Here is a 23,280-nt window from a genome sequence, read left to right on the forward strand (position 1 = left end):
CCAAGCGGGTAAGATCTGCTTTACGCCGAAATTGGGGACGCAAAGTCGGTGTTGGTGTAACTTTAAGTAGGAGATTGTTTCATGAAATCACGTCTTTCCATGATTGCAATCGTCGGCGCGCTTGCGTTCTCAACAGCAGCATGCACGACGGCTGAACAGCGTACTGCCGGCTATGGCGTTGGTGGTGCAGCTCTTGGTGCGCTCGCTGGCGGTGCAATTGGCGGCAGCGGTCGCGGTGCTCTGGCTGGTGCAGCTATCGGTGGCGTCGCTGGTACGCTTCTCGGTGCAGCACAGACCCGTAATGGCGTTCAGTACTGCCGTTACCGCGACAATTACGGTCGCACATACGAAGCACCTTGTAACTAAGGTGCCCAAGCCGCTGAGCGGTTTTGAATTCAACAAACAGGCCGGGGAAACCCGGCCTGTTTCTTTTTTGGCCATACCCATTTGACAGAATGCGTTTTGTCCTCGACAAGCAGGGCAGAAATTTCAACGGCATTTTTCAAAGAGAACCATGGCACCTCCGCTTCTTCGCCTCGATCAGATCAAGCTAACCTTTGGCGGCACGCCGCTGCTTGAGGACGCAGCCCTCTCGGTTAGCGAGGGCGACCGCATCGCGCTGGTCGGACGCAATGGTTCCGGCAAATCCACTCTGCTTAAAATTGCCGCCGGTATGGTCGAAGCGACCTCTGGCGAAATCTACAAGCATCCGGGTGCCACTATCCGTTATCTGCCGCAGGTGCCTGATCTTGATGGCTTTGCCAATGTCCGTGCGTATGTGGAAGCCGGTCTTGGACCAACAGACGATCCGCATCGTGTGACCTATCTGCTGGAACATCTGGGGCTTACCGGCGAGGAAAAGCCCGATCATCTGTCAGGTGGTGAAGCACGTCGTGCAGCGCTTGCCCGCGTGATTGCTCCACAGCCTGATGTATTGTTGCTCGATGAGCCGACCAACCATCTCGATCTGACAACGATTGAATGGCTTGAAGGTGAGCTGCGTCAGATCCGTTCAGCCATCGTTCTAATCTCGCACGACCGCCGCTTTCTGGAGAATGTCAGCCGTTCGACAGTTTGGCTTGATCGCGGCCTTACCCGCCGCATCGATCAGGGCTTTGGTCATTTTGAGGAATGGCGTGACAAGGTTCTCGAAGAAGAAGAACGCGACCATCACAAGCTTGGGCGCCAGATTGCGCGCGAGGAACATTGGTTGCGCTATGGCGTAACCGCTCGCCGCAAGCGCAATATGCGCCGTCTTGGTGAGTTGCATTCCATGCGCGCTGATTTCCGCAATCACCGCAAGGCACAGGGTACAGCTGTTCTGGCGGCCAGTGATTCCAAGGAATCCGGCAAGCTGGTGATTGAAGCGAAGAAGCTGAACAAGGCTTATGGCGAGCGCGTTCTCGTTCAGGATTTTTCGACGCGTGTTCAACGTGGAGACCGTATCGGTCTTGTTGGTCCAAACGGCGCAGGCAAGACGACGCTTTTGTCGATGCTGACCGGCAAGCTTGAGCCTGATTCCGGTACATTGCGCCTTGGCGTCAATCTGGAAATGGCCGAGCTCGATCAGAAGCGTGAAAGCCTGAACCTTGATGACACGCTCGCGCATTATCTCACAGACGGGCGTGGCGAAAGCCTCGTGGTCAATGGCGAGCAGCGCCATGTCGTTTCCTACATGAAAGACTTCCTGTTCCAGCCGGAACAAGCGCGGACACCAATCCGCGAACTTTCCGGTGGTGAGCGGGCACGTCTGATGTTGGCGCGCGTTCTGGCACGGCCTGCCAATCTGCTGATCCTTGACGAGCCTACCAACGATCTCGACATGGAAACGCTCGATCTGTTGCAGGAACTGGTTTCCGGCTTTCCGGGAACGGTCATTCTTGTGAGCCACGACCGCGATTTCCTTGATCGCACGGTAACGTCAGTAATCGCGCCGGAAGGTGATGGTAACTGGCTCGAATATGCCGGTGGCTATGCCGATATGATGGCACAGCGTAAAGAGCAGGCGTTGGCAAAACGCAACGTCAAGACGACGACAGCTCGCACTGACGAAAAAGGTGGGGATGCACCGCAGCCCAAACGCGATGAAAAGCGCAAGCTTTCCTATAAGCAGAAATTCGCGCTCGAAACCTTACCCGGCAAAATGGATGCTTTGGCAAAGGAAATGACTGTGCTGGAAGGCAAGCTCGCCGACCCGCAGCTTTATACTAAAGACCCGACGCTTTTTGCAAAGACTGCCGATCTTCTTGAAAAGAAGCGCTCTGAACACTCTGCCATGGAAGAAGAATGGCTGGAGCTGGAGATGTTGCGCGAAGAACTGGAAGGGTAGTTTACCCTTCCGTTTCGTTTCTGGTTAAGCGCTTGCCTTGTCGAGCAGGGCAATCGCTTCAGCATCGAGCTTGATCTGTGCGGCATCGAGCAGCTCATTGAGCTGTGTGAGGCGCGTGGCGCTGGCGATTGGTGCCGTAATGGATGGTCTCGCAATTAGCCAGGCAATTGCGATTTGCGCCGGTTTAGCGTCATTGGCACGAGCAACCTGATCAAGTGCCGCAATAATCCGCGACCCGCGATCCGTCAGGTATTTCTCAACCGTTTGACCGCGCGCACTCTGGCCGAGATCGTCTTTTGAGCGGTATTTGCCGGTCAGGAAGCCGGAAGCCAGCGAATAATAATTGATAACGCCCAACTCATTGTCGCGGCAGATCGCTTCAAGCCCATCTTCAAAAGCCGATCTGTCATAGAGATTGTAAAGCGGCTGCAAGCTCTCGTAGCGCGGCAGGTCATGCTTCTTCGCAACATCAAGCGATTCTGTCAGACGTTCCGGTGTCAGATTGGATGCGCCGATTGCACGGACTTTACCGGCCTTGATCAGCTCCTGATAGGTGCCAAGAACATCTTCAAACGGGGTTTCGGGATCATCCCAGTGCGACTGGTAAAGATCGATATAGTCGGTTTGCAGCCGTTTGAGGGAGGCATCGACGGCTTTGCGGATATAGCTTGGTGAAAGGCCTTTTTCGTCGGGGCCCATTTCAGAACCGACCTTGGTGGCAATCACAACCTTGTGGCGCAGGCCGCGGGATTTCAGCCAGTTGCCAATAATAGTTTCGGATTCACCGCCGATATTGCCTGGTGCCCATGCGGAATACACGTCCGCAGTATCGATGAAATTGAGACCGGCATCGACAAAACGGTCGAGAAGCGAAAATGATGTTGCTTCATCGACCGTCCAGCCAAACACATTGCCGCCAAAACAAAGCGGCGAAACCTCGAGTTCAGTACGTCCGAGTTTTCTAAACTCCATGGACCCTATCCCCTTCCTGTGTGTACGAATTCCGGCGAATTCGCAGGGCTTCGATTTCAGGAAGAAGCAACAGGCCGGACGCACCGCGCCCTAAATGTCAGCCCATACCAAGTGCATCCATATAAAGCTGGAGCATGGCTTCTTCTTCCTGACGTTCATGGTCTTCTTTTTTACGCAGACGAATAATGGTCCTTACGACCTTGCTGTCAAACCCCGAACCCTTCAATTCCGCGTAAACTTCCTTGATATCGTCGCCGATGGTCTTTTTTTCTTCTTCAAGACGCTCGATGCGCTCGATGAAAGCACGCAACTGGCCTACGGCGATGGTCTGGGCTTCGCTGGTAATGTCGTCGCTCACGGGTTTCTCCAATTCAAAGTCGATTATGAATGCGGGTCAAAGGTCATCCGTTACAGGAACAGGACCGTTGCCGAAAGTTGGACTTAGTTTTTCTGCGAGTCGCAGGCAAAATTAAGAGCCAGTGGGCTTGGAAATGCACTTTTTATCGTCGACGGGCTGTGGATAGCGGGTAAAGCGTCAGTCTGTCAGATGTGGAACCGGGCCTGAACGCGAACCATAATGGCGGATTTCGTGGATTTCCGGCATGGCGTTGATGGTATTAAGCATGGGGGCAAGCCGGTCGGCCCATTCACGCGCACCCGCCTTGTCAGCAATCAGATCCTGACGCACCTCAATCAGAACATGCGCATAGCCACGCGCCGTTGCATGACGATACATGGCATCGTTTTTAAGTGCGCCATCATAAGGCTCGTTATCTCCGACAATGAGGCCCGGCTCTTTGCGCAGCATGGAAAGCAGCGGTGTAACGGCGCGCGGATCAGAATCCCAAAGCAATCCGATTTGCCACGGACGATCCTTGCCGCGCCAGTTTGGCGTGAACGAATGGATCGAGACGATGAATGGGGCTTTCCCGCTTTCGGCTGCAACCCGCGTGCTTATGGATGCAACTGCATCATGATAGGGGCGATAAAAGCGGTCGAGGCGGATTTCGCGCTGTTCGGGGGACATCGGATAATTGCCGGAGATCACCGCACCATCAGACAATTGCATGATAAGCGTCGGATCATCTTCGCCGCGATTAGGATCGATCAGCAGGCGTGAAAAGCCACCCATGACGGCTGGTGCATCAAGCTTCGCAGCCAATTGACGTGTCAGTTCCTCAACGCCGATATCATAGGCGATATGCCGCTCGAACTCGCTTTGCGCCAAGCCAAGGCTACCATATTCAGCCGGCAAATCACGGCGGGCATGGTCGGCGGTCAACAGCAGGCCGAGGCTGCGATTGCCGTCGACCTGATAGACGGGGGAAAAGGACGGATCAAATGACATGGATGCAGCTTCTTAGGTAGGATTTCTGTCATAAATCACAAGTAGTTTCAGCTCTGTCATGAGAAAGCCGGGATTGCAACGATCATTCTCAAAAGAATGGGGAAGGAGTTTCCGGAATGCGGCAAAGGAACGAATCTAATCGTTTAAATCGCGCTGAAATCGCTATGCAGTTCGAATGGAAATGCTGTAACTGATTTGTTCTCTCCGGGATTGCGTTGACATCAAAGGCGAAACTGCCGAAAAGAGAGCGACCGAAAGAGGATTTCCTTGCGTGAGACAAAAGCGATTGCGGGCTGAAGGAGTTCGGCGAATGCGACTTCCAATGTTTTTGGGTTTGTTTTCCAGTGTGCTGATTGGTGCTCTGGGGATGACATCCATGGAAGCGCGGGCCGATTTTCGAGTATGCAACTCAACCCAGAATCTCGTTGGCGTTGCCATTGGCTACAGAGCCAAAGCTGGTTGGGTGACGGAGGGCTGGTGGCACATTGATGGTTCCACCTGCAAAACCCTGATCGAAGGGCCTCTGACCTCGCGCTATTATTATCTTTACGCTGAGGATTCTCAGAGTGGTGGTCGCTGGGAAGGCAAAGTGAACATGTGTGTGGCGGAAAAGGAATTCCGCATCACCGGTGTTCAGGACTGTTTTGCACGCGGGTTTCAACGCAATGGCTTCCAGGAATACGATACCGGGGAACAATCGAGCTGGATGGTACAGCTCACCGATGAAACGCCGTTAGAAAACTCCACAGTTACAGGAACGAATAACCAATGAAACGCAACCGCAAGGTCAAGATTCTCGCCACACTCGGCCCGGCGTCAGGCGAGGAGTCCGTTATCCGCAAGCTTTTTGAAGCTGGCGCAGACGTCTTCCGTATCAATATGAGCCATGCGGATCATGATCTGATGCGCACGCTCGTCAAGCGTATCCGTAATGTGGAAAAGGAACTGGGTCGCCCGATCGGTATTCTGGCCGACCTTCAAGGTCCAAAGCTGCGCGTTGGCAAGTTCAAGAATACAAAGGTCGCACTCGTTGCAGGCCAGACTTTCACGCTCGACAACAATGAAGAGCTTGGCGACGAAACCCGCGTCTATCTTCCGCATCCGGAAATTCTGGAAGCTGTTGAGCCGGGCCACCGCCTTCTCATCGACGACGGCAAGCTGGAGCTGATTGCTGAAGCAAGCGACGGCAAGTCGATCCGCTGCAAGGTTGTTGCAGGCACCAGCATTTCGGATCGTAAGGGCGTCAGCTTGCCGGATACCACGCTGGGTGTCGGCGCACTGACGGAAAAAGACTTCAAAGATTTTCATGCTGTTTTGCAGGAAGAAATTGACTGGGTTGCCCTGTCGTTCATTCAGCGCCCTGAAGATCTGATCGAAGCACGCAAGATTTCGGGCGGCAAGGTCGGCCTGATGTCGAAGATCGAAAAGCCGCAGGCTGTGACCCGTCTTGATGAGATCATTGAGCTCTCTGACGCGATCATGGTTGCGCGTGGCGATCTCGGCGTTGAAATGCCGCTGGAAAGCGTTCCCGGCATTCAGAAGCAGATGATCCGCAAGGCACGCCGCGCTGGTAAGCCAGTAGTGGTTGCCACGCAGATGCTTGAATCGATGATCACTGCACCGGTTCCGACCCGCGCTGAAGTATCGGACGTTGCGACCGCAGTGTTTGAAGGTGCTGACGCTGTCATGCTTTCGGCAGAATCTGCTTCCGGTCAGTATCCGGTTGAAGCTGTCGCAACCATGAACCGCATCGCGGAAAAGGTCGAACGTGAGCCGACCTATCCGGGCATTCTCGATGCACAGCGCGCAATCCCAGAACCAACCGGTTCTGACGCGATTGCCCTTGCTGCTCGTCAGATCGCTGAAACGCTTAACCTGTCGGCTATCGTCACCTATACGGCTTCGGGTGCAACGGGTCTGCGCGCTGCGCGTGAACGCCCACGCACGTCAATCATCGCACTGTCGCCGATTGTTGAAACCGCACGCCGTCTTTCGGTTGTCTGGGGTCTGCATTGTGTTGTGACTGAAGATGCACACGATCTGGAAGACATGGTCGACCATGCTTGTCAGGTCGCCTTCAAGGAAGAGTTCGGCAAGGCTGGTGATCGTCTGATCGTCACCGCAGGCGTACCATTCGGAACGCCAGGTGCCACCAACCTCCTACGCATCGCCTATATCGGCGCTGATGGTCAGTCTTCCACTGACTAATATAGAAGTACCTAGTTTGGGTGCATGATAGAAGTACAAAACGCGCTCCTTTCGGGGCGCGTTTTTGTTTGTATCTCTGTGAGAGAATCAGGTGCGGGTGTCGCTCAGCTCTTCTGTGAGATCGAGCAAGCTCTTCTGAGCATCTCGCATCATAGGATTGATCTGCAGTGCCTGCTCATAGGCTTTCAAAGCCTGTTCCTTCAGCCCACGCGCGCGCAGTATCTCCGCCATGCCTGTCAGGGCACCGTAGTGGCGCGGTTCAAGCTCCAGAGTACGATTGATGTCGTACATGGCGTGCGCATAGTCGTTACGCAGGAAATAGACGGTGGCGCGACGGTTCCATGCTTCTGCATAGTCCGGATTGAGCGCAATGGCTTCATTCAGGAAATCGAGCGCCGATGTGTAGCGCTTTTCCAGCATGGCAGCACTTGCCCACTGAATGAGAAGATCAATCGTCGCGCTGCCCGACTGTGACCAGATCTGATTAATCTGGACGGTGAGTCGACGTGCCTTGGTTTCGTCAGAGGTGCGCTTGAGGTCGGCAAAGAGCTTGTCGAGGCGCTCTTCCGGCGTTTGTTCGGCTTGATTTTGTTCTTTGGGAGCGGGCTTCTGGTCGCTGTCAGTGCCAACCTGCACCGGGGTAATCGGTGCTGTCAGGGACGGCTTTGTTTCGGCATAGGCCGAAGACGCACTGATCAGGGCCGAAAGGCCAAGCGTAATCAGAAGCGAAGAATTGTTCAGATAAGCAAAAACGTTCCGCATGCGCATAATTTTCATTATACGCAGCGGAACGTCAAATGCAAAATCAGAAATAAGATTAGCCCTGACGTGCCTTGAAGCGCGGAGCAGTCTTATTGATGATGTAAACGCGGCCCTTGCGGCGAACGAGCTGGCAGTCACGATGACGGGCCTTGAGCGCCTTGAGCGAATTCTTGATCTTCATGTCAATCACCGGTCTTGGTTGGCCCATCGACATGACATGTCTCGGGGCTTCATAAAAACAGGCGCCCAAGGCGCCAATTGGTTACAGGCAGTATTCCTGCCCGAAGGGTTGGCCGAAATACACAATATTCCAGCCAAATGTCAACTCCTGCGCCGCAGATTCACGAAGTCAGGTTCGGAAAATCTTGGCCGCAGGGGCTGTTCACGGAAGAATCTGACAGATTCCTCCATGAAGTTTAGTTTGCACGGGGCTTTATACGGGTTACGTGACCCATCTTGCGGCCTGGGCGCGCTTCTTTCTTACCGTAGAGATGCAGCACAGCATTCGATTCTGCGAGAATCGCTGGCACCTTTTCGACGTCATCGCCGATCAGATTCTCCATCACACAATCCGAATGGCGCACGGTGTCGCCCAGCGGGAGGCTTGCAACGGCGCGAATGTGCTGCTCGAACTGCGAGATCGCGCAAGCGGCTTCCGTCCAGTGGCCGGAATTGTGAACGCGTGGTGCAAATTCATTGGCAAGCAGTGTGCCATCCGCAAGAACGAAGAATTCCAGACCAAGCACGCCGACATAATCAAGCGCATGCAGGAGCTTCTCAGCGGCCTTGCTGGCAGCTTCTGCTGTCTGAGCCGAGATGGCGGCTGGAACCGTTGAGGTTGCGAGAATGCCGTCCTTATGAACGTTTTCCGCAATATCGAAGATTGCTACATTGCCGTCGCGATCACGGGCTGCAATGACCGAGACTTCGCGCTCGAATGCGACAAAGCCTTCGAGAATTGCCGGTGCGTGCTTGATTGTCTCAAGTGCTGCATGCGCTTCATTCTCATCAAGCGACGTCAGGCGAACCTGCCCTTTGCCATCATAGCCGAGACGGCGGGTTTTCAGAATGCCGCGTTCTCCCAAAGCACCGAGCGCTGCAATGAGCGTTTCCTCATCATCGACAAGGCGCCAGGGCGCAGTCTCAATACCGCTTTCATTGAGGAACTGCTTCTCGGTGAAGCGATCCTGCGAGATTTCAAGCGCTGCCGGTGGCGGGAAAACGAGCGCCGATTCTGCAAGCTTGTCTGCGGCCGATACCGGCACGTTCTCGAATTCATAGGTGATAACGTCGGAGGCCGCTGCAAGCTCAGCAAGAGCAGTGGGATCATCATAGGCTGCAATGATCTGGCGATTTGCCACCTGAGCCGCCGGGCAATCTGCCTGTGGCTCCAGAATGATCGTCTCATAGCCAAGGCGTGCGGCTGCCATGGCCAGCATACGACCCAACTGGCCGCCGCCGATAATGCCGATCGTTGATCCAGCCTTCAGTGCGGAATTTGCCATATCAGACCTCGTCCGATGGGCGTTCAGCGACGCTTTCGGTTTGCGCTGTGCGCCATTCGTCAAGACGAGCAGCAAGTGCATCGTCGTAAAGTGCGAGAACGGCTGCTGCAAGCAGAGCAGCATTGACGGCACCGGCGCGACCGATAGCGAGCGTGCCGACCGGAATGCCTGCTGGCATCTGCACAATCGAAAGGAGCGAGTCCTGTCCGGAAAGGGCTTTCGACTGCACTGGCACACCAAAGACCGGAAGAGGGGTCATGGCTGCTGCCATGCCGGGAAGGTGAGCTGCGCCACCGGCGCCGGCGATCACGACCTTGAAGCCCTCAGCCTTTGCGCCTTTGGCGAAAGCGACGAGGCGGTCTGGTGTGCGATGCGCAGAGACGATGCGGGCGTCAAACGAAATGCCGAGAGCCTCCAGTGTGTCTGCTGCATGACGCATGGTTTCCCAATCGGACTGGCTGCCCATGATGATGGCGACGTCTGCACTCACGCTCATTGATCCTTCCTGCTCCGCTTCAATCGTTTGGTGGTTGGTATATTGAAAAACAAAGCCGGGCGAACCCCGGCTGTAAAACGTCTTTTGTCAGATGCTCAGGCGATGATGTCAGGGATGACCTGATCTTCCATTTCCTGCAGCTTATCCTTGATGGCGAGTTTTTTCTTTTTCATGCGCTGAATGCGCAGCTGATCGCAGCCCACCTGCATCATGGCATTTATGGCTGCATCGAAATCCGCGTGTTCCTGTTTCAGACGTGCTACGGCCAATCTGATTTCGGCCTGTTCCTGATCGGACATGCGGTTTGCCCCGTATTGTTCCAGAATGATATTACGGGCCGCACCAGATTGGGGCAGACCCGTTTCGAGCGAAGCCTTTATCACATTTTTCGTGATTGGAAAATGCTACCAAAACAAATTCGACTTTCCACCAAACTCATGCCACAGTGTCATTGTTCTGTCATGAACAACGGTTGCCGGAAGTTTCGACTGACAAACTGTTGAATGGCAGCCGGGACTGCGTAATTGGCCCGGATAACAGGAGGTGTACCGGGCGTTTGCGCAGGTGAGAGCGGATGGAGCCATTCTGTTGGCAAAACTGCTACATGGCTCTGTCCTTTGGGTAATCATTCAAAGGAGAATTGATGATGGCTATCGAGTCCCATCTTGCCACGCTTGAACAGAAGCACGGCGCTTTGGAAGAGGAAATCTCCGAGGCTTTAGCGTCACCGGCAATTGATGACCTGCATGTTACTTCTCTCAAGCGCAAGAAACTCGTACTCAAGGAGCAGATCGAGAAACTTAAAACTCAGGTGACACGACATTAAACACAGGAGTTTTAAACGGTATTTCAATCGCCGTTGGTGATGATCAACAGGATGGTACTGTTACTGATATTGGCGGCTGTGCAACAGCCGCCGCACATCAGCTTTTAAAATCAAATGATTTTGCAAAGGTGCTCACCATAGAGCATTTCCTGTTTTTATCGCATTATCCCACGCAAAACCGCTTCGCAATTTTGCCGAAAATGCTTTAAAAGACACCGAAGAAAGCAGCGAATATTCGCTGCTTTTTTGTTGTCTATCTGAAGCGGGTGCTCAGCCCTCCGCTTCAGCCCTTGGATCAAGGTTCATGGCTTCAGGAGTTGCACTTTTCACAGACGGCATACTCTTGAACTGTTCCTTTTCAGCCTTTGGCACGGATGCCCGCTTGCGTGAGCGGAACAGCGCATAGGCTGTGATGGAAATATGCGAGAGCGCTGTGATGGCAAACAGCCCCGATGGCCAGAAGATATCCATGGCAGCGGCTGCAAGCAACGGTCCCAGCATCGTGCCGAAGCCATAAAGCAACAGCAAGCCGCTCGATACTTTCACAAAGCTTTCCGCCGAGGCATGGTCGTTTGCGTGGGCGACGGCAACCGGGTAAAGCGCATAGGCCAGCGCGCCATAGCAGCCGGTCATAATGATGATGACCTTGCCATTGGACGGGCCGATGATGAAGGCCATAAGACCGACAAAGGCTGCGAGAGAAGCAACACCGGCCAGAACATAACGCCGGTCTATCAGGTCGGAAATTCGCCCGACCGGGATTTGCATCAAGGCACCAGCTGCGATGGTTACGCTGACCATAAGCGCGATTTCGGTGGTTGAAATGCCCGATTTTGCGCCGAAAACAGCGCCAAGTGTACCCCAAGCACCATTCGCTATGCCGATCAGGATGCAGCCGACGAAGGCGGCAGGTGAATTGCGGTAAAGCGCCTTAAGATCGAGCTGTACTTCGGTCAGCGGTTTTGGGCTTACCGCTGTCGACATGGCGGTGGGTATCAGTGCCAGGCAGAAAAGAATGCCGGTGATCATGAACAGATGATCGCTCCTGATATCACCATTTGCCACCATCATCTGGCCGCTCATGGTGGCACCATAGTTGACCATCATATAGAGGCCGAAAATCTTGCCGCGGGACTCATTGGTGGCGCGCTCGTTCAGCCAGCTTTCGATCACCATGAAAGCGCCTGCCATCGAGAAGCCGGTGAAGGTTCGCAGAATGATCCATGAGATTGCATCGATATAGATGCCTGACAAAAGAGCGATGATGGCGGCGGAAGCTGCAAAACAGCCAAAAGCGCGGACATGGCCGACACGTCGCACCAGGCGCGGGGCGAAAAGGCAGCCAGCTACAAAACCGCCCGCCCATGTCGTGCCCAGCATACCAAGTGAAGCAACGGAGAAGCCTTCAACTCCGCCGCGCAAGGGCAGCAACAGGCCATGCAGGCCAGAGGCCATCAAGAGAAAGGCTGTGCCGCAAAGCAGCGCCAGAACCTGAATGTAAATACGCAATATTACGTTCCCGGAATTTCATGAAGCCGTATTGAAGTGGCTTTGATTTATCTCTGATACTGAGGCGAAAACGTGCCGCCTCAGCGGAAAAGAGCTTCTGCAGCCGCGCGGCTGTCGCCCTTTCGGAGCCTTTCTGCTTTCAGACGTTCGATTTCGGATTGTAGCAAAGCGATACGCTGGTCGATTTCGATCACCGACAGCAGAGACAGCTCATCCTCGCTGAGAACGACGCTTTCGCGTGGCTTTTTGACCTCTTCATCAAAACCGCTCATGGCCTTCCTCCGGAGTCTATGGCGTGCTTATAAAGACAGAAAAGATTTACAGCGGTTTCAGTTAAGAAAGAATCGTTGGAACCGCTGTAACTGTTTGTTTTTACGCATTATCCGACGCAAAACCGCGTCGCACTTTTGCTGGAAATGCTATAACACCTTGAATCTTCGCATATATATTTCCAGAAATCGATGATGAATTCTCTGAAAATGAGCAGGATGTATTTGTGCAGTTGTGTGTGCGGTATTTCTGCGACGAGAGATTTTAACAGGAGCTTTGATCATGATGGCTGAATTGCCTTCCCAGATGACCGCAATCGAAATTTCCGAGCCGGGCGACGCCAATGTATTGCGTTCCGTACAGCGCTCGGTGCCCGAGCCGAAGGCAGGCGAGGTGCTGGTGCGGGTTCGGGCGGCAGGCGTGAACCGGCCAGATGTGTTGCAGCGTCAGGGCAGTTATGCGCCGCCACCCGGCGCGTCGGACATACCAGGGCTTGAAATTGCCGGTGACATCGTTGCGATCGGTGAGGGTGTGAAACGCTATCGCATCGGCGATCAGGTCGTGGCGCTGCTTGCCGGTGGCGGCTATGCAGAATATGCCACCGTGCATGAAACTACTGCGCTGCCTCTGCCGTCGGGCTATGGATATATCGAGGCCGCAGCCATCCCTGAGACCTTCTTCACGGTCTGGCACAATGTATTTGAACGCGGTGGCCTTAAAGAAGGCGAAACCCTGCTGATCCATGGCGGCTCGTCAGGAATTGGCACGACGGCTATTCAGCTTGGCAAAGCCTTTGGCGCAAGCGTTATTGTAACGGCTGGCTCCCAAGCAAAGTGCGATGCCTGTTTAAAGCTTGGCGCTGATCGCGCGATTAATTATCGCGACGAAGATTTTGTCGCTGTCGTCAAAGAGATGACCGGCGGCAAGGGAGCCGATGTGATCCTCGATATGGTTGGTGGCGATTACGTTGACCGTAATTACAAGGCGGCTGCCGAAGATGGTCGCATCGTGCAGATTGCCTTCCTGAACGGGGCAAAGGCAACGGCTAATTTCGCAATCCTGATGACAAAGCGCCTGACCCATACCGGCTCGACATTGCGATCACGTTCGGTTGAGTTCAAGGCAGGCATCGCACGCGAATTGGAAGCGAAAGTCTGGCCACTTTTGGCACAGCGTCAGGTCGCCCCTGTGATGGATATGATCTTCCCGCTTAAAGATGCTTGGCGGGCGCATGATCGTATGGAAGGCAGCCAGCACATTGGCAAAATCGTGCTTGATGTCGCTTGACCTAATAGATTTGCGAGAGAACCTGGGATGTCATGGCAGCAGTTTCTTGCTCTGCGCACAAAAAAAATATATATAGACCGTGATTTCCCGGAATTTGTGGTTTTTCCCACGGCCCGCCCTACCGGAGCGGACGAACAAGAGGATTATATCTAATGGCCACCCAGCTTCTTATGCCGAAGGCAACGGCAGTCTGGCTCGTTGATAATACGGCTCTGTCCTTTGACCAGATCGCGGCTCTCTGCAAGCTGCATCCGCTCGAAGTAAAGGCTATTGCGGACGGTGAGGCCTCGCAGGGTATCAAGGGACTTGACCCGGTTATCACCGGCCAGCTTTCGCGCGAAGAAATCGCGAAGGGCGAAAAGGACCAGTATCATCGCCTGAAGCTTTCCGAGCCAAAGGTTCGCGTTCCAGAAGCCAAGCGCAAGGGCCCGCGTTATACGCCGCTGTCCAAGCGTCAGGATCGTCCGAATGCGATTCTCTGGCTGGTGCGCAATCATCCTGAACTCAAGGATGCACAGGTTTCGCGTCTGATCGGCACGACCAAGTCGACCATTGAGCAGATTCGCAATCGCACTCACTGGAACTCGGCAAGCCTGACTGCAATGGACCCTGTCACGCTCGGCCTTTGCTCGCAGATCGATCTCGACCTTGAAGTCGAGCGCGCAGCGCGCAACCGTCCAGTTGTTGAATCTGACAGCACATTGCTGCCAGCATCGGCGACTGAAAACTTCGATTACCGTGATGAGAAGCCTGAAGAAGAAGAGCTGGATGCGGACAAGGTTTTCGCAAAGCTCTCCTCGCTGAAGGGCTCGAACACCGACGAAGACGAAGAATAAGATTTCTTCGACTGAACAAAAAACCCGCCGTTCTGGCGGGTTTTTTGTTGCTTGGGAAGGTAAGCGTGACGTTTGAGCGTCTGGCACGACGCCCGGCGCTCTACAGCATAATTCCTTAAACTTGAATCAGTTTAAGGTAAAATTATGCTGTAAACATAAAGTGTTAGAGCGACCTTTGTGCGCCCAAAAGGGCGCGCGGCGCTCTAGTCCTTGAATGCGTTGTACTCGCTCATTTCCATCAACCGGTAAAAATCTGCCAGTGTTTTGCCGCGCTCTGAGCGGAAGGTGCGGCCTGATTTGTCAGCAGCGATGATGCGGTCGGTCCGAAACGTGCGGAAAGCATTACGCAATTCGCACCAGCCGATCACAGTCCAGACCTTGCCCCAGAACCACAGACCAAGCGGACGGATATCCCGCTCGCTCTCACGGGCTTCCAGATCGCGATACCGGATGTTGAGAACCGTGCCTTCATCAACTGCGCGCTCGACGGCATCGATGATACGGCGTTCGCTTACGCTGATTGATGCAGACGGTGCATGGATTTGCGTGCCGGTGATGCGCGCGCGTTCTTCTTTGGGCAGAACGGCTTCGATCTTGACCAGGGCTTCTTCTGCACCGCGCGCCATTGAAACGCCGCCCCATGCACGGATCAAGCGGGCGCCCGCAACAAGTGCCACGATTTCATCACGCGTAAACATCAGTGGCGGTAGTTCAAACCCCTGCCGCAGAATATAGCCGACGCCGGCTTCACCATCGATAGGAACGCCTGTCGATTGCAGATCTGCAATGTCGCGATAGATTGTGCGTTCTGAAACTTCCAGCCGCTCGGCAAGCTGCCGTGCGGTGACAAGCCTGCCGCCGCGAAGATGCTGAACGATTTGAAAAAGGCGGTCTGCTCGACGCATGGTGATCTCAAGTATATTCGCGTGCGAAAAGCGCACGCATTTCGCCAATACGCTCCCGCTCGGTTGGAAACAGCGTTTCCAAAAAAGCGGCAGCGAAGGTGCCGGGCGCTGTACCCGGCGCTGAAACGATGCGCTTATCCGCAACAGCATCGGGCACGTCCTGATAGCGGCTGGCACCCGCATATTGCGGTGCGCGTTCTGCGATCCATTCGCGGCCATTGCTGGTGTGATTGACCCCATTGAAGAGGCCTGCGCGAGCCAGTGCAAGTGTTGCGCCGCAAATGCCACCAACCACACCGCATTTTTGTGCGATGGCGCGCAAGAGCGCAGTCAGATCGGGAGCCTGCGGCGTCGCCCAGATATCGGAGCCGATGACAGCAATGGCATCGAGATCAGTATTATCTTCGGGGTCCGTGCTGCGATCCGGTGTCAGCCGAAAGCCGCTGAGCGAACGGACTTCCTCACCTGCAGGAGCAAGTGAGACGGTGTTTACGCCGAACCATTCGCGTGCCGATGCCGATAAAAACCCATATTCCCAATCAGCAAAGCCCTCAACGAAGACGAAGCCGACCATTTTGGTTTCCGCCATGGTGTTATTTCCTCTCATCGGCAGCGTTACGGCGCTGTTCGAGATAACGGTCCGGCCAGCCCATATCCTTGCGCAGCTCGCTTGGGAGGTTGTCGAATGCGCGCTGCGTGCGCACGAAGCGCCGACGTTCGTCCTGTCTGCGCTTATATTCTTTCAGAATTGCGAGCAGTGGTGCGATTGCGAGTGCCATGGTGAATCCCTCATCTGTAAGAATGCACTATGACACAGGCCTCCTGACAGCTGTCTGTCAGGAGCAATGTTAATTATTATCTTCCTGATATACCCAAACGGCAACTATTTCATCAGGCCTTGAAAGGCGGTTCTGCGGTATAGCTCAGTGGTAAGCGTCCACCATCGGCATAGATCGTCTGGCCTGTCACATAGCTTGAATCACGCGATGCGAGAAATGAGGCTATTGCTGCAATTTCAGATGCTTGTCCGATTCTACCCAATGGCGTGCGCGCGAGTATCTTTTTGCGTGCCTCGGCATCGTTGTTCACGGCGGACAGCATGTCAGTGTCGATTGAGCCAGGGCCGATTGCATTGACGCGAATGCCCCATTTTGCCAGCGCTACCGCCATCGTGCGTGTCAGTTGGTTCATGCCACCCTTTGACACGGAATAGGCAAGCTGATTGGGCAGACCGAATATCGCGTTGATCGACGACATATTGATGATGCTGCCAGCCTCGCCGCCTGCTTCCACGCGCGCAACCATGCGTTTTGCGACAGCTTGACCGCAGAGAAAAGCGCCCTTGAGGTTGACGCGCATCACGCGGTCGAAGTCATCTTCTTTCAGGTCGAGAAACTCTGCCTGATGCACGATGCCTGCATTGTTGACGAGGATGTCGATCTCACCAAGATTGGTCGTGGCATAGGTCAGCAGATTATGAATATCGAGTTTGTCGCCCACATCGCAGGCAATGGCGAGAACCCGGCCATATTGCTCCAGATCCCTGACTGCTTTTGTGGCACCTGCGCCATCGACATCCGACAAAACGACACTTGCGCCATCCATCAGGAAGCGCTTGGCAATGGCATAGCCAATACCGCGGGCAGCACCCGTGACGATTGCCACCTTGCCTTCTAACTGCATTGATCATTCTCCGATTTTTGACGGAGAGTGGACCGGCGACTTTCGCCGGTCAAGCGTTCTAGATGCGCGATAATAAAAGGTCAGGCAAAGGCCAGGCCGATATGACGCTCGCGCAAAACTGTGCTGATTTCATCGAGAATCACCGGATCATCGATGGTGGCGGGCATTTTCCAGTCCTCACCATCAGCGATTTTCTGGATTGTTGAGCGCAGTATCTTTCCGGAACGGGTTTTTGGCAGACGTTTGACGGTCAGGGCGAGGCGGAAGGCGGCAATCGGTCCGATGGCGTCGCGAATCATGCTCACGCATTCCTTTTCAACCTCGTGCTCATCACGGTCGATGTTGGATTTCAGCACAAGGAAGCCGCAAGGCACCTGTCCTTTGACGGAATCGGAGATGCCAAGCACCGCACATTCTGCAACGTCCGGATGGCTGGAAAGCACTTCCTCCATGGCACCTGTCGACAGACGATGTCCTGCGACATTGATGATGTCGTCGGTTCGGCTCATGATGTAGAGATAGCCGTCTTCATCCATGTAGCCCGCATCGGCGGTTTTATAATAGCCGGGAAACTCGTTGAGATAAGCTTTGCGAAATCGCTCATCGGCGTTCCACAGAGTTGGCAGACAACCGGGCGGCAATGGCAGCTTGATAAGGATATTTCCAAGTTGGCCACGTTCGACTTCATGGCCGGCATCGTCGAGCACGCGGATGTCATAGCCGGGCAGACAGACGGCAGGCGAGCCATATTTGGTTTCGAGCAGTCCGAGACCAAGCGGATTGGCGACCATCGGCCAGCCGCTTTCGGTTTGCCACCAATGATCGATCACCGGACAACCGAGCAGATTTTCAGCCCAGTGGATCGTGTCGGGATCGGCACGTTCGCCGGCCAGATAAAGCGCGCGGAATTTTGAAAGATCATATCGGCGCGCGAAATTACCGTCGGCATCTTCTTTCTTGATCGCACGCAAGGCAGTGGGGGCTGTGAACATCACTTCCACACCGTGCTCGGCGATGATGCGCCAATAGCTGCCTGCATCGGGCGTACCAACGGGTTTGCCTTCAAAGAGGATGCTGGTGGCACCGGCAATGAGCGGAGCATAGACAATATAGGAATGGCCGACCACCCAGCCGACATCGGATGCCGCCCAAAACACCTGTCCCGGCTCGATGCCGAACACATGCTTCAGCGACCATGCAAGGGCCACCATATGCCCGCCATTGTCACGCACGACACCTTTGGGTTCGCCGGTAGTACCCGATGTGTAAAGCACATAAAGCGGATCGGTGGCTGCAACGGGCGTGCAAGGAACATGACGGCCGCGCGCGGCATCCACAGCGGTACGATAGTCGATATCGCGGCCTTCAACCGGCTTATGCGGATGCTGCTCGCGTTGCAGGATAATGCAGTGCCTGACCGTGTGGCGGGCGGTGGCAATCGCCTTGTCGAGCATTGCCTGATAGGGCACAACGCGAGTTGGTTCGATGCCGCATGAACCAGCAATGATCATCACGGGTTTTGCATCATCTATACGCGTTGCAAGTTCATTGGCGGCAAAACCGCCAAAGACCACCGAATGCACGGCACCAATGCGGGCTGAGGCAAGCATGGCGACAGCAGCTTCCGGCACCATGGGCATATAGATAAGAACGCGGTCGCCTTTGCTCACACCATTGTCGAGCATGACCGCCGAGAGGGCTTCCACCTCTTCAAGCAATTCGCGATAGGTGAATTTGCGTACAGAGCCTGTTACCGGGCTTTCGTAAATGAGCGCAACCTGATCGCCGCGCCCATTGGCAACATGGCGGTCGAGTGCATTGTGACAGGTATTGCATTCAGCACCTTTAAACCAGCGACCATAAACCCCTTCATCGCTCGCAAAAACCTGATCCCATGGCTTGAACCAGTCTATGGCCCCGGCTGCTTCGGCCCAGAAGCCTTCAGGGTCTTGCTGCCATGCGGCATAGGTTTCGGCATATTTTGATGTCATGCTGTTCCTCCCAGAAGCACGCGCTTAATTGGATCAGATGATCCGTTAAAGCATCGTGATAGAGCGGTTTTAGCCAATGCTGAGTCACTGAAACCGCTCTATCTATTTGTTTTTAAGCATTTCCAGACGCAAAACCGGTTTCCACTTCTGCTGGAAATGCTCGAACACGCTGGATGAAAGCGCAAGACAGGGCTGATTAGCCTGATCTCCTCCACGCGCTTTCCATCTCCTCCGGGGTTAAGTCTACGCCCAAGATCAAAGCTTCGTCCATGAAACTTAAGATGAATAAGTGTATCACAAACACAGCATAAATTGATGAGGCTTGCAGGATGCTGATTGCTGGGCCAAAAGGGTGCGTGAGAGGTGTTTGTGTTCAAAGTCCTGCCTGTGCTGCTTATGGCCCTGATGGGCTTGCACATCATCAAGCCACTTGGCTGGCCGGGATTGAAGAAGCGTGGCGATTTTTGGAAGATCGCGGCGTTTGCGATCTTTGCTATGGCGATGGCGGTCGGGTTTCATTTCACTGAAAACTAAAAAGCCCGGTCGGATCATGCGCTGAACCGGGCCTTTTATCATGCAGCATCGTTCAGGCTGCTTGTTCGAGGTCTTTCTTCCAGCCGCCAGTTGCAGCAAGGCCGTTCATCTTGGCGCGATGCGCAAAGGCACGCTGGCCAGCGGCAACATTCTCATCCTTACCGCCCCAGGCTTCCAGAGAGGCTGCCTGCAGCGCGCGGCCATAGGAGAAGGTCATCTTCCACGGCATATCGAAGCTGGCATTCATTGCCGACAAATGCGCGGTTGCTTCTTCGCCGGTCTGACCTCCGGAAAGGAAGGCAATGCCCGGCACCGCGGCAGGGACAGTGTTGCGGAAGCAGCGAACAGTCTTTTCGGCCACTTCTTCGACAGAGGCTTTGCGCGCCTTCTTGCCGTCGATAACCATGTTCGGCTTCAGGATCATGCCTTCAAGCCTGACGCGCGCGTCGTAAAGCTCGGTGAAGACGGTCTTGAGCACCCATTCGGTGACTTCGTAGCAACGGTCGATGGAATGATCGCCCGGCTTGCCATCCATCAGCACTTCCGGCTCAACGATCGGCACAATGCCTGCTTCCTGGCAGAGTGCTGCGTAACGGGCGAGGGCCTGCGCGTTTTGCTTGACCGCTCCCCATGTTGGAAGCCCATCAGAAATCGAGATTACGGCACGCCATTTCGCAAAGCGGGCACCGAAACCATAATACTCGTTGAGGCGATCACGCAGACCGTCGAGACCTTCGGTGATTGTTTCACCCTCAAAACCTGCAAGTGGCTTGGCACCGGCATCTACCTTGATGCCCGGCACCGCACCTGACTTGCGAATGAGATCGACAAGCGGCGTGCCGTCCTTGGCTTTCTGGCGGATGGTTTCATCGTAAAGAATGACGCCGGAAATGTAGTTCTTCATCGCTTCGTCGGAGCGGAACAGCATCTCGCGATAATCGCGGCGTGAATCCTCGGTCGAGGCGAGGCCGATGCTTTCAAAACGCTTTGCAATGGTGCCGGAGCTTTCGTCCGCGGCCAGAATTCCTTTGCCGTTTGCGACGAGTGCAATTGCAATATCTTCAAGACGTTCGGTCATGTGTTAGCTCCTTAAGTCCCCGCAAGGGGGCAATATTGGGAAGCTGGGCAAAGAGCCTCAGCCGCTCTCAAGACACATATTCATTTTCGATAGCAGAAGAGTTAGGCCAACAAAATGGCAGCACAAGTGGTTGAAACGATTGAAATTTTTTCAAACGATTTAGCCGGGACAAGTTTTCTTACCGGCTGTCAGAACTCTGCTCTAATTGGCGTGCAAAATGAATATTCCAGATTCGACAGACGAATATGCGATTTCAACCCCATTTGGTTTTGACATGACGCCTGAGAATCCCATCTAAAGGATATCAATTATAAGGAGGAGAGATGCGAAGTGCCCTACTAAGCCTGCCGTTCATTCTGGCTGCATCGATGATCGCCCTTCCGGCTCAGACCGCCTTTGCGGAGAGCATCAATGCAGGAAGCAGGGAGGCCACCACTGAATTGCCTTTCAATGTGGCAGCAGTGGCGGAATTTGACACACCATGGGCGATTGCATTTCTGCCGGGCGGCAAACTGATCCTCACCGAGAAGGGCGGCAAGATTTTTGTCGTAACAGAAAAGGGTGAGAAGACGGAAGTTTCAGGCGTGCCGGAGGTTTTGTTCAGCGGCCAGAACGGTCTACTGGATGTTGTTCCTGCGCCTGATTTTGCCAAGAGCAAGGCGATCTATTTCACCTATGTCATGCCGGAAAATGGTGGCGGCGCGCTCATATTGGCGCGTGCAACGCTGTCTGAAAGCAAGGGCAAGGCTGAGCTTAAGGATCTCAAGGCAATCTGGCAGCAGGCGACACCTGCCAAGGGCGGGCAACCCGGTGGCAAGATCGCGTTTGCGCCTGATAAAAAGCATTTGTTCCTGTCGGTTGGCGATCGCATGTCGCCCGCAACCGCACAGGATGACAATGCGCCGATGGGCAAGATCCTGCGTATGAACCCCGATGGTTCAACCCCAAAGGACAATCCGAAGGCTGAGGAAGGTGGCATCAAAGCGCTGACCTGGACGACGGGGCATCGCAATCCCTATGGTCTGGCATTCGCGCCGGACGGCAAGCTGTGGGAGCATGAAATGGGACCGCGCGGCGGCGATGAGTTCAATCTCATCAAGCCGGGTCTCAATTACGGCTGGCCGGTTGTCTCCAATGGCGACAATTATAGTGGCCGTCCGATCCCGCGCCACAGCACGCGGCCTGAGTTTGAAGCACCTATGCTGTTTTGGACGCCGGTGATCTCGCCTGGCGGCCTGGCATTCTACAAGGGCAAGATGTTTGCCGACTGGAATGGTTCTGCGTTGATCGCCGGCCTTTCGTCGATGGCGCTGATCCGTGTGACGATCAACAGCGATGGTCAGCCGAATGAAGCCGAACGTTTTGCGATGGAAAATCGTATCCGTGACGTAGCCGTCGGGCCAGATGGTGCGATCTGGGTGATCGAGGATGACAATCCCGGGCGTCTTCTGAAGCTGACACCGAAATCATAAAGCAAAAGCCCGGAGGAACCCCCCGGGCTTTTTTGTTTTCTTACTTCTTCAGCACATCAACGCCGGGAAGTGGTTTGCCTTCCATCCATTCAAGGAAAGCGCCGCCAGCGGTCGAGATATAGGTGAAGTCGTCTGCAACGCCTGCATGGTTAAGCGCTGCAACGGTGTCGCCGCCGCCGCCGACCGATACCAACTTGCCAGCCTTGGTGCGGGCGGCAACATGCTTGGCGGTCTTGACGGTTGCTGTATCGAACGGACGCAGCTCAAATGCGCCGAGCGGGCCGTTCCAGACGAGCGTTGCGGCATCATCGATGGCTGATGCAATCAGGTCAGTCGAAAGCGCGCCTGCGTCGAGAATCATGCCGTCGCTTGGCACCGACTCCACGCCATAGGTCTGGTTTGGTGTATCGGCAGCAAAGTGCCAGCCCACGACCGCATCAACCGGTAGGATGATGGCACATTTGGTCTTTTCAGCCTTGGCCATGATTTCGCGTGCGGTATGGGCAAGATCATGCTCGCAAAGCGACTTGCCGACATCGTGGCCTTGGGCTGCGAGGAAAGTGTTGGCCATGCCGCCGCCGATCACCAGTGCATCGACCTTTTCAATCAGGTTCGACAGAAGGTCGAGCTTGGTCGAAACCTTGGCGCCGCCAACGATTGCTACAACGGGACGGGCTGGCTGTCCAAGGCCCTTTTCAAGCGCTTCAAGTTCTGCCTGCATGGCGCGGCCTGCATAGGCTGGCAGCACATGCGCCAGACCTTCGGTCGAAGCGTGCGCGCGGTGCGCCGCCGAGAAGGCGTCATTGACATAGATGTCGCCATTGGCTGCGAGCGCTGCCACGAATTCCGGATCGTTCTTTTCTTCGCCCTTGTGGAAGCGCGTGTTTTCGAGAAGCAGAACGTCGCCGTCTTTCAGCGCATCAACTGCCGCCTTCGCCTTGTCGCCAATGCTGTCTTCAGCGAAATGTACGCCATGGCCGAGCACTTTCGAAAGCGGCTTTACGACATGCTTCAACGAGTTTTCATCGGACGCAACGCCTTTTGGACGACCGAAATGAGCGAGCAGGATGACCTTGGCACCCTTTTTCGACAGTTCCGCAATGGTTGGAACAATACGTTCGATACGGGTGAGGTCGGTTACTTCGCCGTTTGCCATCGGCACGTTGAGATCAACACGAACCAGAACGCGCTTAGATTTGACGTCGGCATCATCGAGGGTACGGAAACTCATGATATTTCTCCCGGGGCTTTTTCCGGCGGCCTGCAGGT

At 54.6% G+C, this 23,280-nt stretch carries 26 protein-coding genes; 9 read left to right on the forward strand and 17 right to left on the reverse strand.

All coding sequences use genetic code 11. The annotated features are described in order from the left end of the window. Positions 1–81 precede the first annotated feature (81 nt). Positions 82–366 (forward strand): glycine zipper domain-containing protein, encoded by a 285-nt coding sequence (locus tag RT142_RS22305; protein ID WP_007876736.1) that lies wholly within the window; start codon positions 82–84, stop codon positions 364–366. 148 nt (positions 367–514) lie between these two features. Then, on the forward strand, positions 515–2,329 hold the full coding sequence (locus RT142_RS22310) for an ABC-F family ATP-binding cassette domain-containing protein (protein WP_313031613.1): 1,815 nt from the start codon (positions 515–517) through the stop codon (positions 2,327–2,329). A 24-nt stretch (positions 2,330–2,353) separates the two neighbouring features. Here the strand turns inward: RT142_RS22310 and RT142_RS22315 are convergent, their stop codons facing one another. The 3 genes from RT142_RS22315 to RT142_RS22325 all read right to left on the reverse strand — a co-directional run bounded on the left by RT142_RS22315 (position 2,354) and on the right by RT142_RS22325 (position 4,649). Next, positions 2,354–3,301 (reverse strand): aldo/keto reductase, encoded by a 948-nt coding sequence (locus tag RT142_RS22315; RefSeq protein ID WP_200637377.1) that lies wholly within the window; start codon positions 3,299–3,301, stop codon positions 2,354–2,356. Positions 3,302–3,398: 97 nt separating this feature from the next. After that, positions 3,399–3,659: a DUF2312 domain-containing protein gene (locus RT142_RS22320; RefSeq protein WP_007876730.1), complete on the reverse strand. Its 261-nt coding sequence runs from the start codon at positions 3,657–3,659 to the stop codon at positions 3,399–3,401. A 177-nt stretch (positions 3,660–3,836) separates the two neighbouring features. Then, the gene (locus RT142_RS22325; protein WP_313031619.1) at positions 3,837–4,649 is read right to left on the reverse strand and encodes an N-formylglutamate amidohydrolase; all 813 of its coding nucleotides are present in this window, start codon (positions 4,647–4,649) and stop codon (positions 3,837–3,839) included. A gap of 310 nt (positions 4,650–4,959) precedes the next feature. Here RT142_RS22325 and RT142_RS22330 point away from each other — a divergent pair, with 310 nt between their 5' ends. Further along, positions 4,960–5,421 carry a DUF1036 domain-containing protein gene (locus tag RT142_RS22330; RefSeq protein ID WP_079212284.1) on the forward strand — a complete coding sequence of 154 codons (462 nt, stop codon included), beginning with the start codon at positions 4,960–4,962 and terminating at the stop codon, positions 5,419–5,421. Continuing rightward, the gene (gene pyk, locus RT142_RS22335; RefSeq protein ID WP_064321066.1) at positions 5,418–6,857 is read left to right on the forward strand and encodes a pyruvate kinase; all 1,440 of its coding nucleotides are present in this window, start codon (positions 5,418–5,420) and stop codon (positions 6,855–6,857) included. The genes RT142_RS22330 and pyk overlap by 4 nt, the downstream gene beginning before the upstream one ends. Before the next feature lie 87 nt (positions 6,858–6,944). On the opposite strand, the gene RT142_RS22340 is transcribed toward pyk, so the two are convergent. The 5 genes from RT142_RS22340 to RT142_RS22360 all read right to left on the reverse strand — a co-directional run bounded on the left by RT142_RS22340 (position 6,945) and on the right by RT142_RS22360 (position 9,919). Continuing rightward, positions 6,945–7,637: a tetratricopeptide repeat protein gene (locus RT142_RS22340; protein WP_039860185.1), complete on the reverse strand. Its 693-nt coding sequence runs from the start codon at positions 7,635–7,637 to the stop codon at positions 6,945–6,947. Positions 7,638–7,674: 37 nt separating this feature from the next. Then, a complete protein-coding gene (gene ykgO / locus RT142_RS22345) occupies positions 7,675–7,800 on the reverse strand; it encodes a type B 50S ribosomal protein L36 (RefSeq protein ID WP_002967908.1) in 126 nt (41 codons plus the stop codon). A gap of 235 nt (positions 7,801–8,035) precedes the next feature. Continuing rightward, positions 8,036–9,124, reverse strand: a complete 1,089-nt coding sequence (locus RT142_RS22350) for a 5-(carboxyamino)imidazole ribonucleotide synthase (protein WP_313031623.1) — start codon at positions 9,122–9,124, stop codon at positions 8,036–8,038. A 1-nt stretch (position 9,125) separates the two neighbouring features. Then, positions 9,126–9,614, reverse strand: a complete 489-nt coding sequence (gene purE / locus RT142_RS22355; RefSeq protein WP_007876693.1) for a 5-(carboxyamino)imidazole ribonucleotide mutase — start codon at positions 9,612–9,614, stop codon at positions 9,126–9,128. A gap of 101 nt (positions 9,615–9,715) precedes the next feature. Then, positions 9,716–9,919, reverse strand: a complete 204-nt coding sequence (locus RT142_RS22360; RefSeq protein WP_007876691.1) for a YdcH family protein — start codon at positions 9,917–9,919, stop codon at positions 9,716–9,718. Positions 9,920–10,263: 344 nt separating this feature from the next. On the opposite strand from RT142_RS22360, the gene RT142_RS22365 reads away from it, so the two are divergent. Further along, positions 10,264–10,446 (forward strand): YdcH family protein, encoded by a 183-nt coding sequence (locus RT142_RS22365; protein WP_171380027.1) that lies wholly within the window; start codon positions 10,264–10,266, stop codon positions 10,444–10,446. A 270-nt stretch (positions 10,447–10,716) separates the two neighbouring features. Here the strand turns inward: RT142_RS22365 and RT142_RS22370 are convergent, their stop codons facing one another. Continuing rightward, entirely contained in the window at positions 10,717–11,955 is a 1,239-nt protein-coding gene (locus RT142_RS22370) for an MFS transporter (protein ID WP_112808162.1), read from the reverse strand. 80 nt (positions 11,956–12,035) lie between these two features. Further along, a complete protein-coding gene (locus tag RT142_RS22375; RefSeq protein WP_007876684.1) occupies positions 12,036–12,227 on the reverse strand; it encodes a DUF1192 domain-containing protein in 192 nt (63 codons plus the stop codon). A 280-nt stretch (positions 12,228–12,507) separates the two neighbouring features. On the opposite strand from RT142_RS22375, the gene RT142_RS22380 reads away from it, so the two are divergent. Then, positions 12,508–13,512, forward strand: coding sequence for an NAD(P)H-quinone oxidoreductase (locus RT142_RS22380; protein ID WP_113158628.1), 1,005 nt, complete (start codon positions 12,508–12,510; stop codon positions 13,510–13,512). Positions 13,513–13,664: 152 nt separating this feature from the next. Next, a complete protein-coding gene (locus RT142_RS22385) occupies positions 13,665–14,348 on the forward strand; it encodes a DUF1013 domain-containing protein (protein WP_007876680.1) in 684 nt (227 codons plus the stop codon). Between the two features lie 203 nt (positions 14,349–14,551). Here RT142_RS22385 and RT142_RS22390 read toward each other — a convergent pair whose 3' ends face one another. The 5 genes from RT142_RS22390 to RT142_RS22410 form a co-directional block, all read right to left on the reverse strand. Further along, positions 14,552–15,253 carry a helix-turn-helix transcriptional regulator gene (locus RT142_RS22390; RefSeq protein WP_007876678.1) on the reverse strand — a complete coding sequence of 234 codons (702 nt, stop codon included), beginning with the start codon at positions 15,251–15,253 and terminating at the stop codon, positions 14,552–14,554. Positions 15,254–15,260: 7 nt separating this feature from the next. Then, positions 15,261–15,842, reverse strand: a complete 582-nt coding sequence (locus RT142_RS22395) for a DJ-1/PfpI family protein (RefSeq protein ID WP_113487084.1) — start codon at positions 15,840–15,842, stop codon at positions 15,261–15,263. A 4-nt stretch (positions 15,843–15,846) separates the two neighbouring features. Further along, entirely contained in the window at positions 15,847–16,032 is a 186-nt protein-coding gene (locus RT142_RS22400) for a hypothetical protein (protein WP_313031630.1), read from the reverse strand. A 112-nt stretch (positions 16,033–16,144) separates the two neighbouring features. Beyond that, a complete protein-coding gene (locus RT142_RS22405) occupies positions 16,145–16,936 on the reverse strand; it encodes an SDR family NAD(P)-dependent oxidoreductase (protein ID WP_112804473.1) in 792 nt (263 codons plus the stop codon). Between the two features lie 80 nt (positions 16,937–17,016). Beyond that, on the reverse strand, positions 17,017–18,927 hold the full coding sequence (locus RT142_RS22410) for a propionyl-CoA synthetase (protein ID WP_313031633.1): 1,911 nt from the start codon (positions 18,925–18,927) through the stop codon (positions 17,017–17,019). A gap of 369 nt (positions 18,928–19,296) precedes the next feature. On the opposite strand from RT142_RS22410, the gene RT142_RS22415 reads away from it, so the two are divergent. Then, complete coding sequence (locus RT142_RS22415; protein WP_007876654.1) at positions 19,297–19,461, forward strand: hypothetical protein; 165 nt, start codon at positions 19,297–19,299, stop codon at positions 19,459–19,461. A gap of 52 nt (positions 19,462–19,513) precedes the next feature. On the opposite strand, the gene RT142_RS22420 is transcribed toward RT142_RS22415, so the two are convergent. Next, positions 19,514–20,539 carry a class I fructose-bisphosphate aldolase gene (locus RT142_RS22420; protein ID WP_312472180.1) on the reverse strand — a complete coding sequence of 342 codons (1,026 nt, stop codon included), beginning with the start codon at positions 20,537–20,539 and terminating at the stop codon, positions 19,514–19,516. Positions 20,540–20,862: 323 nt separating this feature from the next. Between RT142_RS22420 and RT142_RS22425 the strand changes: the two genes are divergently transcribed. Beyond that, positions 20,863–22,011, forward strand: coding sequence for a PQQ-dependent sugar dehydrogenase (locus RT142_RS22425; RefSeq protein WP_313031636.1), 1,149 nt, complete (start codon positions 20,863–20,865; stop codon positions 22,009–22,011). A gap of 40 nt (positions 22,012–22,051) precedes the next feature. Here the strand turns inward: RT142_RS22425 and RT142_RS22430 are convergent, their stop codons facing one another. Next, entirely contained in the window at positions 22,052–23,242 is a 1,191-nt protein-coding gene (locus RT142_RS22430; RefSeq protein ID WP_007876648.1) for a phosphoglycerate kinase, read from the reverse strand. Positions 23,243–23,280 lie beyond the last annotated feature (38 nt).

This window comes from Brucella sp. (assembly GCF_032066345.1).
Lineage (GTDB): Bacteria > Pseudomonadota > Alphaproteobacteria > Rhizobiales > Rhizobiaceae > Brucella > Brucella pseudogrignonensis.

Coding starts and splice junctions, on each gene's coding strand:
- RT142_RS22305 (WP_007876736.1), top strand. CDS start 82: ATGAAATCACGTCTTTCCATGATTGCAATCGTCGGCGCGCTTGCGTTC.
- RT142_RS22310 (WP_313031613.1), top strand. CDS start 515: ATGGCACCTCCGCTTCTTCGCCTCGATCAGATCAAGCTAACCTTTGGC.
- RT142_RS22315 (WP_200637377.1), bottom strand. CDS start 3,301: ATGGAGTTTAGAAAACTCGGACGTACTGAACTCGAGGTTTCGCCGCTT.
- RT142_RS22325 (WP_313031619.1), bottom strand. CDS start 4,649: ATGTCATTTGATCCGTCCTTTTCCCCCGTCTATCAGGTCGACGGCAAT.
- RT142_RS22330 (WP_079212284.1), top strand. CDS start 4,960: ATGCGACTTCCAATGTTTTTGGGTTTGTTTTCCAGTGTGCTGATTGGT.
- pyk (WP_064321066.1), top strand. CDS start 5,418: ATGAAACGCAACCGCAAGGTCAAGATTCTCGCCACACTCGGCCCGGCG.
- ykgO (WP_002967908.1), bottom strand. CDS start 7,800: ATGAAGATCAAGAATTCGCTCAAGGCGCTCAAGGCCCGTCATCGTGAC.
- RT142_RS22350 (WP_313031623.1), bottom strand. CDS start 9,124: ATGGCAAATTCCGCACTGAAGGCTGGATCAACGATCGGCATTATCGGC.
- RT142_RS22360 (WP_007876691.1), bottom strand. CDS start 9,919: ATGTCCGATCAGGAACAGGCCGAAATCAGATTGGCCGTAGCACGTCTG.
- RT142_RS22365 (WP_171380027.1), top strand. CDS start 10,264: ATGATGGCTATCGAGTCCCATCTTGCCACGCTTGAACAGAAGCACGGC.
- RT142_RS22375 (WP_007876684.1), bottom strand. CDS start 12,227: ATGAGCGGTTTTGATGAAGAGGTCAAAAAGCCACGCGAAAGCGTCGTT.
- RT142_RS22380 (WP_113158628.1), top strand. CDS start 12,508: ATGATGGCTGAATTGCCTTCCCAGATGACCGCAATCGAAATTTCCGAG.
- RT142_RS22385 (WP_007876680.1), top strand. CDS start 13,665: ATGGCCACCCAGCTTCTTATGCCGAAGGCAACGGCAGTCTGGCTCGTT.
- RT142_RS22390 (WP_007876678.1), bottom strand. CDS start 15,253: ATGCGTCGAGCAGACCGCCTTTTTCAAATCGTTCAGCATCTTCGCGGC.
- RT142_RS22395 (WP_113487084.1), bottom strand. CDS start 15,842: ATGGCGGAAACCAAAATGGTCGGCTTCGTCTTCGTTGAGGGCTTTGCT.
- RT142_RS22400 (WP_313031630.1), bottom strand. CDS start 16,032: ATGGCACTCGCAATCGCACCACTGCTCGCAATTCTGAAAGAATATAAG.
- RT142_RS22405 (WP_112804473.1), bottom strand. CDS start 16,936: ATGCAGTTAGAAGGCAAGGTGGCAATCGTCACGGGTGCTGCCCGCGGT.
- RT142_RS22410 (WP_313031633.1), bottom strand. CDS start 18,927: ATGACATCAAAATATGCCGAAACCTATGCCGCATGGCAGCAAGACCCT.
- RT142_RS22420 (WP_312472180.1), bottom strand. CDS start 20,539: ATGACCGAACGTCTTGAAGATATTGCAATTGCACTCGTCGCAAACGGC.
- RT142_RS22425 (WP_313031636.1), top strand. CDS start 20,863: ATGCGAAGTGCCCTACTAAGCCTGCCGTTCATTCTGGCTGCATCGATG.
- RT142_RS22430 (WP_007876648.1), bottom strand. CDS start 23,242: ATGAGTTTCCGTACCCTCGATGATGCCGACGTCAAATCTAAGCGCGTT.